The sequence below is a fragment of the Streptomyces sp. MB09-01 genome (assembly GCF_033794505.1).
Classification (GTDB): Bacteria; Actinomycetota; Actinomycetes; order Streptomycetales; family Streptomycetaceae; genus Streptomyces.
The window spans coordinates 11716-23398 of record NZ_JARAYQ010000034.1; the positions used below are offsets into that span (position 1 = coordinate 11716).

Below are 11683 nucleotides of genomic sequence, written 5' to 3' on the forward strand. Positions count from 1 at the left end.
GGGCATCGCGGGCAGTGTGACGGCCGGCGCGGACACCACGCGCCTGCTGGCACTGCCGATCACGCATGCTCCAGTCCGAGGCATCGCTGGGGGGTCCAGACGCAGCCTCCGGACGGCTCGTGCCACCGGTAGGACGACACCGGCGGCACGGGCGTCGCCGTCATGCGCAATCCCCCTCCGAGGAGCGATCAGAGGGGGTAGGTGTCTTGGTGCCGTACGGCGCGGGCATACGGGGTGCGCGGAGCACCCGGGGAGTCGGGGTGGGGACCCGATGACCAGCACACGATTAGGAGCACTGGCCGGCGAGGACCTGCCGCTGCACGCCCTCGCCGAGCGGCTGCTCGCGCTGGCCGAGGCGGGACTTCCCGCGATGTACCTGCCGGGCGCCGAGACCTTCGTGTTCACCAGGGCGGGGACCGTCCCGCCCGACGGCACCCGCCGCCTGGAGCAGCGGGGGACCAGCACCCGGTACGCGGCCATCACGGCGCTGGGCGCCCGCTTCCTGCCCGCGGACCGCCAGCGCGCCCTGTTCGGCGGACGCTCCGCCGAGGAGTTCGCGGGCCTGCTCGTGGAGCGGCTGCCGGGGGTGGTGAACCTCGGCGACGCGGCACTCATCGCCTGGGCCGCCGCCGAGACCGGCCACCCGAAGCTGTCCGACGCCCTCGACCGGGTGGCGGCGCTGGACGTGCCCGGGCGGCCGCAGTACACCGTCGAGGCGGCCTGGGTGCTCTCCGCCCTCGCCGCCGCGCGCACCGCGGTGGACGTGGAGGACCGCCTCGCGGCCGCCCGCACCCGCCTGCTGGCGGCCAGGACGGGCGACGGCCCGCTCTTCCCGCACGCCACCGGGCCGGGGCTGGTACCGGGATACCGCTCCCACGTGGCCTGCTTCGCCGACCAGACCTATCCGCTCCAGGCACTGGCCCGGCTGCACGCGAGCGGCGGCGACCCGGAGGCCCTCGCGGCCGCCGACGCCTGCGCCGCCCGCATCTGCGCCCTGCAGGGCGACGGCGGCCAGTGGTGGTGGCACTACGACGCCCGCCGCGGCGGAGTGATCGAGGGCTACCCGGTCTACAGCGTGCACCAGCACGCCATGGCCCCGACCGCGCTGCTCGACCTGGCCGACGCGGGCGGCACCGACTTCGGCGCCGCCGTCCGCAAGGGTCTGCGCTGGATGACCGACGTGCCCGAGCTCGCCGGTCCCGCCGGGACCCCGCGGGAGCCGATGATCCGCGAGGACTTCGGCGTCACCTGGCGCAAGGTCTACCGCGGCGACCCGAAGAAGGCCGTCCGCGCCGCCCGCGGGCTCACCACCCGGGTGGCTCCCGGCGCCCGGCTCGCCCCGCTGGACCGGATCTTCCGGCCCCTCGCGGTGGACCGGGAATGCCGCCCGTACGAGTTCGGCTGGATGCTCTTCGCCTGGCTCGGGGGGCTGCCGAGATGACCCGACGGCCCACCCTCTTCGGGATCGCGCTCGATCCCCTGACCATGGACGAGACCGTGCAGCGATGCCTCGACGCGGTGCGGCGCGGTGAACAGATCGAGATCGGCATGGTCAACGCCGCCAAGCTGGTCAACATGCGGCGCGACCCCCGTCTCGCCGAGGCGGTCGCCGGCTGCGACCTCGTCCTGGCCGACGGCCAGGCGGTGGTCTGGGCCGGCCGCGTCCTGGGCGTGCGGCTGCCCGAACGGGTCGCGGGCATCGACCTGTTCATGCGGCTGCTCGCGGCGGCCGAGGTGGCGGACATCCCCGTCTACCTGCTCGGCGCCGAACAGGCCGTCCTGGAACTGATGCTCCGGCAGATCTCCGAACGCTTCCCCGGACTGCGGGTGGCCGGCAGCCGCAACGGCTACTTCGCCGACTCCGACCAGGAGCCGATCGCCGACGGCGTCGCGGACAGCGGCGCCCGGATGCTGTTCCTCGGGATGACCTCGCCCAAGAAGGAGATCTTCACCGCGGGCTACGGCAAGCGCACCGGCGCGCACGTCGTCCACGGCGTCGGCGGCTCCTTCGACATCCTCGCCGGCGTCACCAGGAGGGCCCCGCTGGTCTGGCAGCGGATGGGACTCGAATGGTTCTACCGCACCCTCCAGGAGCCGCGCCGTCTCGGCAAGCGCTACCTCACCACCAACGCCGCCTTCCTGGCCATGACGGTCCGGGAGCTCATCCACCGCACACCGTCTGCCGGTTCCGCGAACAGGAGTCACTGATGCGCGTCGTCGTCGTGGGACAGGGATACGTCGGACTGCCGCTGGCCGTCCGGGCCGCCGAGGTCGGACACCAGGTGATCGGGTACGACGTGGACGCGCGGCGGGTCAAGAGCCTCGCCGCCGGCGAATCGTACGTGGAGGACGTCTCCTCCGAACGGCTGAACCGGGCGCTGGCCAACGGCTCCTACCGCCCGAGCGAACTGGCCCGGGACTGCGGCGGCTTCGACGTCGCCGTCGTCACCGTGCCGACCCCCTTACAGGACGGCGCCCCCGACCTGCGCTACATCGAGGAGTCGGCGCACACCCTGGCCCGCTTCCTGCGCCCGGGCGCGACCGTCGTCCTGGAGTCCACCACCTACCCGGGCACCACCGAGGAGCTCTTCGCGCCGATCCTGGAGGACGGCTCCGGGCTCACCGCGGGAGAGGACTTCCACCTCGGCTACAGCCCCGAGCGCATCGACCCCGGCAACACCGTCTGGGGCTTCCAGCAGACCCCCAAGGTGGTCTCCGGAGTCGACGCCCGCTCCCTCAAGGCCGTCGAGGCCTTCTACGGGGAACTCGTCGACACCACGGTCCCCGTCCGCTCGCCCAAGGAGGCCGAGCTGGCGAAACTGCTGGAGAACACCTTCCGGCACGTGAACATCGCCCTGGTCAACGAGATCGCGATGTTCGCCCGGCACCTCGACATCGACGTCTGGCAGGCCATCGACGCGGCCTCCAGCAAGCCCTTCGGCTTCATGAAGTTCACCCCCGGGCCGGGCGTCGGCGGCCACTGCCTGCCGATCGACCCCTCGTACCTGAACTGGCGGGTGCAGCGCGAACTCGGCCAGAACTTCCGCTTCGTCGAACTCGCCAACGACATCAACAACCACATGCCCGAGTACGTGACCCGCCGCGTGATCGACGCGCTCAACGCCAAGCGCCGCTCGGTCAACGGCTCCAAGGTGCTGCTGCTGGGGCTCGCCTACAAGAAGAACACCGGCGACGCGCGGGAGTCGCCCGCCGTCCGCATCGCCGAACTGCTCCTCGACATGGGGGCCAAGGTCCGCGCCGTCGACCCCCACGTCGTGGAGAGCATCAAGGTCGACGCCCGGCTCGTCCGGGTCGAGCCCACCCGCAAGGAAGTGGCGGCCGCCGACGTGGTCGTCCTGCTCACCGACCACGACTCCTTCGACTACCAGATGATCGAGGAGCACGCTTCCTTCGTCCTCGACACCCGCAACCGCATGACCGGACCGAAGGTGGAGGTGCTCTGACCCATGACCAGGATCGTCTGCGTGGCCGGGGCCCGGCCCAACTACATGAAGATCAAACCGGTGATGGACGCACTGGAGCGCCGCGGCGCCGAGGTGATCCTCGTCCACACCGGACAGCACTACGACGAGTCCATGAACGACGTGTTCTTCCGCGACCTCGGCATCCGGCCGCCCGACCGGTACCTGGGCGCCGGATCCGGCACCCACGCCCAGCAGACCGGGCGGGTGATGGCCGCCTTCGAGCCGCTGCTCGAGGAACTGGCTCCGGACGCGGTGGTGGTGGTCGGCGACATCAACTCCACCCTCGCCTGCGCCCTGGTCACCGCGAAGGCCGGCCCGCTGCTGGCCCACGTGGAATCCGGCCTGCGCAGCCGGGACTGGAGCATGCCGGAGGAGGTCAACCGGGTCGCCACCGACCGGCTCAGCGACTACCTCCTCGTCCCCTCGCCCGACGCGGCCGCGAACCTGCGGGCGGAGGGCTACCGGGAGGACCAGATCCACGTCGTGGGCAACGTCATGATCGACACCCTCCTCGCCAATCTGGACCGGGCCAGGAAGTCGGACGTCCTGGACCGGTACGGACTCACCCGCGGCGGCTACGGCCTGGTCACCCTGCACCGCCCGGCCAACGTCGACGACCCCGCCGCCCTGCGCGGCCTGCTCAAGGCCCTGGGCGAGATCGCCGACCGCTGCCCGCTGCTGCTGCCCGTGCACCCGCGGGCCGCCGAACGGCTCGCCGAACTGGGCGTGCCCGGCGGGATCAGGCTCGTACCGGCGGCCGGATACCTCGACTTCATCGCCCTGCAGGACTCCGCGCGCCTGGTGCTCACCGACTCCGGGGGCGTCCAGGAGGAGACCACCGCCCTGGGCGTGCCCTGTGTGACCCTCCGGGACAACACCGAGCGCCCCATCACCGTCGAGGAGGGCACCAACGTCCTCGCGGGCACGGATCCGGACCGCATCACGGCCACCGTGAACCGGGTGCTCGACCACCCGCCCGCGCCCCGCTGCCCCGGACTATGGGACGGCCGGGCGAGCGAACGCATCGCCGCGGTCCTGCTCGACGGCCCGCCCGCGCACACACGGCCGCGCCCGACCGACCTCGTCCCGCGCGGGTCGGCCACCGATCAACAGCACGTGCTGTAAACGCAATTCGAAGGGGAAGACCATGGATCTCGCGGAGATCTGGCGGGTCATGCGCAGACGCTGGTACGTGCTGCTGCCCGGACTGCTGATCACGGCGGTGCTCACCGCCGCCGTGTACCTGCTGGTCCCGGTGGAGTACCGCTCGCAGAGCACGGTGACGCTGCTGAACTCGGAGAAGGCCACGGTGGCCTTCGACGGCAACCCCTTCCTGAGCACCCAGGCCTCGCTCACCGGGATGGCCGACGGTCTGGCCCGCAACCTCAACTCCGACGGCGCCAAGGCCGACCTCAAGGCCCTGGGCGTCACCGGAGTGCACGAGGCGAAGATCGCCGACAACGCGCTCGGCCCCTACATGTGGCTGAGCGTCGTCGGGACCGACCCGGCCGCCGTGCTGAAGTCGGACGAGATCCTCACCACCTACGCGGAGAAGCGGCTGCAGGAGTTCCAGAGCCAGCAGTCGGTGGCCCCCGACGCCATGATCCGGATGTCGACGATCGTGCCTCCCCAGAAGCCGCAGGCACAGACCAAGGCCAGGCTCCAGTTCCTGGTCATGGCGGGCGCGCTGGGCTTCGTGCTCAGCCTGGTGGCCACCTTCTTCGCGGAGGCCCGCAAGCGGCAGCGGCCGTCGCCCCGCAAGCACCGGCCCGCCCCCGGCGAAGGCGGCGAGCCCGGCGGACCGGCCGCGGACGACGCCGGTGACCCGACGGCCACCCTGCGCATGACCGTCGCCCACCCGGCCGGCTCCCGTTCGGCCGGATCGCCGTGACCGCCGCGGGAACGGACACCCAGACCGCCCCGGCGGCGGCGCCGTCGCTCGGGCGGAAGGTCGGCTCGGCCGCCCGGTGGAGCCTGATCAACACCGTGGTCATGCGCCTCGGCAACTTCGTGACCGGGATCGTCCTGGCCCGCTTCTTCCTCGGACCCGAGGCCTGGGGCGTGTACGGGATCGCGCAGACGGTGCTGCTGGTCCTGCTCTCCGCGAACGAACTCGGCGTCTCACTGGCGATCATCCGCTGGGAGGGCGACCCGCGCCGCTTCGCCCCGACCGTCCTCACCCTCAGCGCCCTGTCCAGCTGCCTGCTGTACGTGGTGCTGTTCGCGTCGGCCCCCGCCGTGGCCGACGTACTCGGCTCGCCCGAGGCCTCCGGCGTCCTGCGGGTCATGTGCCTGGTCGTGGTCCTCGACGGCCTGTCCCAGGTGCCCGCGGGCTTCCTCACCCGCGCCTTCGCACAGGGGCGGCGGATGGCCGTCGACGCGGTCAACTTCGTGCTCAGCACCACGGTGACCCTGCTGCTGGCCGTCCAGGGCTGGGGCGCCATGAGCTTCGCCTGGGGCGCCGTCGCCGGCAGCGCGGGCGCGCTCGTCGGCTGCTGCCTCGCGGCCCCCGGCACCCTGCGGTTCGGCTGGGACCGGGAACAGGCCCGGGCCCTGCTCCGCTTCGGGCTGCCGCTCGCCGGGGCCAGCCTGCTCGCCCTCGGCGTCGCCAACGTGCCGCCCATGGTGGTGGGTTCGACCCTGGACCAGCTGGCCCTCGGCTTCTACGTGCTCGCGTTCAACATCTCCGGCTGGCCCGTACGGATCGTCTCCGAGGCGGCCCGCCGGGTCTCCTTCGCCGGCTTCTCCCGGCTCGCCGAGTCCCCGAAGGCCCTGGCCGACGGATTCGGCCGCGCCCTCGCCGTCCTGGTGACCGTCACCGTCCCGCTCTGCGTGCTGCTGGCCGGCCTCGCCGGACCGATCGTGGAGCTCGTCTACGGGGAGCGCTGGGGGCCCGCCGCCCGCGCACTGCCCTGGCTGATGGCCCTCGGCCTGATCCGCATCGGCTGCGAACTCGCCTACGACTGCCTGGTGGCCATCGGCCGTCGCCGCTCACTCATCGCCGTCCAGGGAATATGGCTCCTCCTCCTGATCCCGGTCCTCGTGGCCGGTGCCCGCACCGGCGGGATCGCGGGGGTGGCCCAGGGCCAGGTCCTGGTCGCCGCGGTCGTCGTGGTGCCGGTGTACCTGGTCGCCCTGCACCGCGGCGGCATCCGGTTCGCCGTCGTCGCCCGGGCCTGCGCCTGGCCCTTGCTCGGCGGGACGGTGATGGCCGCGGTGGTCCTAGGCCTGGAGCGGTACCTCGGCGACGGGGTGCTCGCGCTCCTGGCGACCACGATCGCCGCCACGCTCGTCTACGGGCTGTGCGTCCTGCCCAGCCGCTCGTTGCTCCGGGGGTAGCGCCGTGACACAGCACCGAAGGCGGCTGGGGGCGTGGCTGCTCGCCGGCGTCGTGCTGGCCGTCGTACTGACCCTCTTCCAGGCGGACCGCACCGGCGTGGGCGAGCACGCGGCCGCGCCGTCCGCGACACCTTCCGCGGCCCCCTCCGGTAGCGGCGCGCCCGCGCCCGGCGCCACGCCGAGCCCCTCGGCCACCCCCTCCCCGACGCCCGCACCGGGCACGGCCGAACCGTCGCCCTCGGCCTCCGCCTCCGCGTGCGCCTCGCCCGGCGCCTGCGGATTCCCCGACGCGAGCAGCACCGGCCCGCGGATCGCCCTGGAGCGCCACGACACGGGGAACATGTCGGTCAAGAAGGACGGCACGGTCATCAAGGGCTGGGACATCCGCGGCTCGCTCGACATCTACGCCAACGACGTCACCGTCATCGACAGCAGGATCACCTCCACCAACTGGTGGGGGATCAACCTGCGCCCCGGCTTCAGCGGGCTGAAGGTCCTGCACACCACCATCACCGCCGTGCCGGGCAAGGGCCCCGACAACGGCGGGGTGAACTACGCCGTCTCCAACATGGGCGCCAGCTCCATCGAGGTCGGCTGGTGCGACATCTCGGTCTTCGGCAACGCCCTGTCCATGGGCCAGGGGGACCTGCACGACAACTACGTGCACGACCTCGTCGCGTTCCGCAACCAGGGCGGGGAATGGCAGCACACCGACGCCGTCATCAGCGGGGGCGGCAACAAGGGCCGGCTGATCCTGCGCCACAACACCCTGCTGAACTCCACCCCGGTGGACCGGGGAGCCACCGCGGCCGTGGGCCTGTTCGCCGACACCGGGGTCGTCTCCTCCGTGGTCGTCGACGGCAACTGGCTGGCCGGGGGAGCGTACGCGCTCTACGGCGGCGGCCCGGGCGCCACCGGCATCCAGGTCACCGACAACGTCTTCTCCACCCAGTACCACCCGGGCGCCGGAGCCTACGGCCCGGTCGCCGCCTGGAACGCGGGCGGCGCCGGGAACGTGTGGAAGGGCAACCGCATGTCCGACGGCCGGCCCGTCGTCCCCGAACCCACCGGCTGACCACGGAGAGTTGATGATGCGCCGGATCGCACGGGCCCCCTGGGCGCTGCTCAAGCGGGCCTTCGGCTGGCTGGTGCTCTTCGAGGCCCGCAACAAGCTCCTGCTCTTCCCCTCCGCAGTGCGGCTGCGGCGCTTCGAGGAGGCCGAGGCCGCCCGTCTCGCCGCCCTCCTGGGCCGGCCCCCGGCCGCGCTCGTCGCCACCGTCATCCCCACCCACCGGCGCCCCGAGGGACTGGGCGCGGCGGTCCGCTCGGCGCTGGCGCAGACCGTCACCGACCAGGTGGTCATCGTCGTCGACGACGGCGCAGGGCTGCCCGAACTGCCCGCGGACCCGCGGCTGTTCGCGGTCTCCCTGGCCCGCAACACCGCCACCGCCGGCATCGTCCGCAACGTGGGCATCCGGCTCACCCGCTCCCGGTACGTGGCCTTCCTGGACGACGACAACCTCTGGGAGCCCGACCACCTGGAGCAGGCCCTGGCGGTACTGGAGCCCTCCGGCGGCCCCGACGCCGTCTACACCGCACTGCGCAGGGTGCTGCCCGACGGCACCGAACGGGACGTCCTGTCGGTGCCCTTCGACCGCCGCCGCGCCGCCCACGAGGCCTTCCTGGACACCAACGCCTTCGTGGCCCGGCGCAACCGGTCCCTGTACTTCAGCCGGCTGCGCCGCACCCCCGAGGTGCTGCCCCGCGAGGACTGGGAGCTCGTCCGCCGCTACGCCCGCCGCCACGAGGTCCGCCACCTGCCCCGCCCCACCGTCCGCTACCTGGTCAACCCGGACAGCTTCTGGACCGCCTGGCAGGACACCCCCTAGGGACCGGGGGTGGCGCGCAGTGCGGACGGGCTGGCCAGGGCGCGGGCGGCCGCCAGGCTGGCGGGGCGGCCGAGGACGGCCCGCGAGGTCTCCCGCAGCAGGACCGCCGCCCGGAAGGCGGCCGTCGCCGCCGCTCCGTGGCGGCGCCCGTAGAGCCTCACCCGGTTGAGCGTCAGCAGGGTCCACAGGCGCGGCGAGACCTGCGAGTCCCCGCCGAGATGGGTGGCCGCCGCCGCCGGCTCCAGCCGGGTGACGAAACCGTGGTCCCGCGCCCGCAGGCAGTACTCGGTCTCCTCCGAGTACAGGAAGAAGGACTCGTCCCAGGCCCCGCAGGCGTCCAGGCACTCCCGCGACAGGGCCATCAGCGCGCCGGTGGCCCAGTCGGCGACCGTCGCCCGCTCGTACGCGGCCGGGTCCGTGACCAGTTCGCTCCAGCGCGGGAACCGCCCGGCCCGGCGGTTGCCGATCACCGCCTCGCCGAGGGCGCGGGTCACGCGCGACTCGCGGCGCAGCGAGTGCAGGAGCGTCCGGCCGTCCTCCTCGTACAGCAGCGGGACGCTGATCCCGACCCGTCCGCCGCCGGGCGCCGCGGCGCCGAGCGCGTCCAGGAGCAGCGCGGCGCAGCCCTGCCGCATCCGGACGTCCGGGTTGCACACCAGGGCCGCCCGGAAGCCGCCCTCCCACTCGGCGGCGGCGCCGAGAGCGGCGTTCACCCCGGCCGCGTACCCGGCGTTGCGGCCGGTCTGGACGACCGTCGCCTCAGGGGCCAGGGAGCGGAGCACGTCCACGGTGTCGTCGGCCGAGTCGTTGTCGGCGACGACCAGGCGCCAGTCGAGCCCGGCCATCCCCTCCGGCAGCGAGGCGAGGAACGCGGGGAGCACCGCAGCGCTGTTCCAGGTGACGACGAGGACGGCTACCGGGCCGGAGCCGGGGAGGGGCTGAGGGGAGGCTGGGCGGCGGGAAGACATGGGAACTCCACGGATCGGGGCTTCGGCGCCGCGCGCCGGATGAAGCCGAGGTAGCTGCCTCCGGCGGCGATCGTCAGGAAGAACATCCCGGCGAACATCGGGAAGCTGAGTGCGTCGAAGGTGGCGCTGACGACGAGGGCGACGACGGCGGAGGCGAAGAACGCCTGCCCGAGCTCCCGGTCGGACTCGCCGGCGGCCAGCCGGCGGATCGCCCCGCCCTGGTGGATGCCGGTGAGGAACAGGAACAGGAGCGCGAACAGCCCCAGGAAGCCCATCTCGGCGAGGGTCAGCATGTACTGGTTGTCGGTGAAGAAGTACAGCTCGGGGATGAAGGTGCCCAGACCCCGTCCGGCGAACGGGCGCTCGTCCAGGTAGGGGACGATCGCGCTGTACTTGACCGTACGGGCCTGGGTACTGCTGTCGGAGTTCGTCAGGAAGGACGCGAACAGCGCCGTGATGGTGCCGATCAGCCCCGGGATGATGATCTTGAAGCAGGCCACCGCGCCCAGCAGCACACCGATCGCGCTCCACCTGCGCTGCGGCTTCCAGCGCGGCACCATCACCAGGATCACGATCAGCGCCCCGATGATCGAGGTGCGCGACACCGTCAGCGGCAGCGCCCCGCCCATCAGCACCACCGGCCCCCAGCGGCGCCACGCCCGCAGGTGCTTGCGTACCGGATCGAAGGCCTGCTGCACGGCGAAGGGCAGCAGCAGCGCCAGCATCCCGCCGAACTCCAGCGGCTGCGCCGTGGTGGACCGGGGCCGGGTGAACGCCCCCCGGTCCAGCGTCGCGATCTGCGGGACGCTCGACTGCAGCCCGGGGATGCCGATGCTGTCGGCGATGTTCGTCGCCGTGAAGAAGTCGTAGAACCCTATGGCGGCCACGATCGTCCCCATCACCACGGCCCGGCGCAGCAGTACGTCCAGGCGCGAGCGGTCCTGGATGCCGGCGGAGACCAGCACCACCAGTGCCACCCACACCAGCAGGGCGATCAGGCCGCGGTCCGCGCCGAGGAGCTCCTTGCGCACGCTCCCGCGGCCCGCGTTCGCGATGTAGGAGGCCAGCACCGACACGGCCAGCAGCCACATGGCGACCCGGGGCAGCCGGGTCCCGGGAGCCGGCCGGATCCGGCCGGTGAGCCAGGTCGCGAGGTACCAGAGCAGGGCGAGCAGGGCGAACACGTTGGCCGGGGTGCCCACCCCGCCCAGGCCCGGCAGCGTCAGGTTCGACGGGATGAAGAAGGCCAGCGCCAGATAGCCGGTGAGCAGGGCGGTGGCGTCGACGTGGCGGCCCCGGGACCTGCGGCGGCCGGCGCGCCCTCGCGCGGTGGCCCCGGCGGGGCCCTCGCGCCTGCGGCGGCGGGCCGCCAGCAGGGCGTCCGCCACGAAGGAGAGGGTGAACCCGCTGCTGACACCGAGGATGAGGACCCCCAGCACCTGCTGGTAGCGGCTCTTGAGTTGCGCCACCGGGGTCTGCGGCAGCACCACCGGCGTGCTCTGCACGAAGTAGGCGGGCTGGACCTTGGCCGCCGTCTGGAGCGCGTTGAGCTGCTCGCCGGCGAAGGCCGTCAGCGTGTTCGTCTCCTCCAGCACCTTCCCCCGGTCGGTGCCCGTGACCGTCATCGTCAGCAGCGGGCCCGAGGTGTTCGCGGCGAACCCGACGGTGTACGGATCGGTCACGCCCAGGCTGTGCAGGTCGCGGGCGGCGTCGGCCCCGGACAGCGTCCTGATCAGCACGTCCGCCGTCACGACCAGGGTGCCGCCCGCGTTGGATATGGGGTTGCCGAAGGCGGGCGGCAGCTGGGAGGCCGCGCTGGAGTCGAGCAGCGCGACCGAGCTCTGCGACTGGTACGCCACCGGCACCGACCGGTACAGCTGGAGCGCCGCCAGCAGGCTGAGCAGGATGGCCGGCACGATCACGTACCAGCGACGTCGCAGCACCGCGGCCATGTCACGAATGCTCACGAACACCCCTGCCGGGTGGCGGATTTGATGGCGGA

The 11683-nt window shown here is 72.8% G+C and carries 10 protein-coding genes; 8 read left to right on the top strand and 2 right to left on the bottom strand.

Annotated features, from left to right (window positions below):
- Positions 1-271 precede the first annotated feature (271 nt).
- The 8 genes from PV721_RS10480 to PV721_RS10515 are packed head-to-tail and all read left to right on the top strand — an operon-like array spanning position 272 to position 8713.
- Positions 272-1441 (top strand): hypothetical protein, encoded by a 1170-nt coding sequence (locus tag PV721_RS10480; protein WP_319722629.1) that lies wholly within the window; start codon positions 272-274, stop codon positions 1439-1441.
- Positions 1438-2208: a WecB/TagA/CpsF family glycosyltransferase gene (locus tag PV721_RS10485; RefSeq protein ID WP_319722631.1), complete on the top strand. Its 771-nt coding sequence runs from the start codon at positions 1438-1440 to the stop codon at positions 2206-2208. Before PV721_RS10480 ends, PV721_RS10485 begins: the two co-directional genes overlap by 4 nt.
- Positions 2208-3464, top strand: coding sequence for a nucleotide sugar dehydrogenase (locus PV721_RS10490; RefSeq protein ID WP_319722633.1), 1257 nt, complete (start codon positions 2208-2210; stop codon positions 3462-3464). The genes PV721_RS10485 and PV721_RS10490 overlap by 1 nt, the downstream gene beginning before the upstream one ends.
- 3 nt (positions 3465-3467) lie before the next feature.
- Positions 3468-4610 (top strand): non-hydrolyzing UDP-N-acetylglucosamine 2-epimerase, encoded by a 1143-nt coding sequence (wecB, locus tag PV721_RS10495; protein WP_319722635.1) that lies wholly within the window; start codon positions 3468-3470, stop codon positions 4608-4610.
- Positions 4611-4632: 22 nt separating this feature from the next.
- Entirely contained in the window at positions 4633-5376 is a 744-nt protein-coding gene (locus PV721_RS10500; RefSeq protein WP_319722637.1) for a chain length determinant protein, read from the top strand.
- Positions 5373-6824, top strand: a complete 1452-nt coding sequence (locus PV721_RS10505; RefSeq protein WP_319722639.1) for an oligosaccharide flippase family protein — start codon at positions 5373-5375, stop codon at positions 6822-6824. The genes PV721_RS10500 and PV721_RS10505 overlap by 4 nt, the downstream gene beginning before the upstream one ends.
- 4 nt (positions 6825-6828) lie before the next feature.
- Positions 6829-7899, top strand: a complete 1071-nt coding sequence (locus PV721_RS10510) for a hypothetical protein (protein WP_319722640.1) — start codon at positions 6829-6831, stop codon at positions 7897-7899.
- 13 nt (positions 7900-7912) lie between these two features.
- Positions 7913-8713, top strand: coding sequence for a glycosyltransferase family A protein (locus PV721_RS10515; RefSeq protein ID WP_319722642.1), 801 nt, complete (start codon positions 7913-7915; stop codon positions 8711-8713).
- Here the strand turns inward: PV721_RS10515 and PV721_RS10520 are convergent.
- Positions 8710-9681 carry a glycosyltransferase family 2 protein gene (locus PV721_RS10520; RefSeq protein ID WP_319722644.1) on the bottom strand — a complete coding sequence of 324 codons (972 nt, stop codon included), beginning with the start codon at positions 9679-9681 and terminating at the stop codon, positions 8710-8712. The two genes, PV721_RS10515 and PV721_RS10520, sit on opposite strands and share 4 nt — an antisense overlap.
- On the bottom strand, positions 9627-11648 hold the full coding sequence (locus PV721_RS10525; protein ID WP_319722646.1) for an O-antigen ligase family protein: 2022 nt from the start codon (positions 11646-11648) through the stop codon (positions 9627-9629). Before PV721_RS10525 ends, PV721_RS10520 begins: the two co-directional genes overlap by 55 nt.
- Positions 11649-11683 lie beyond the last annotated feature (35 nt).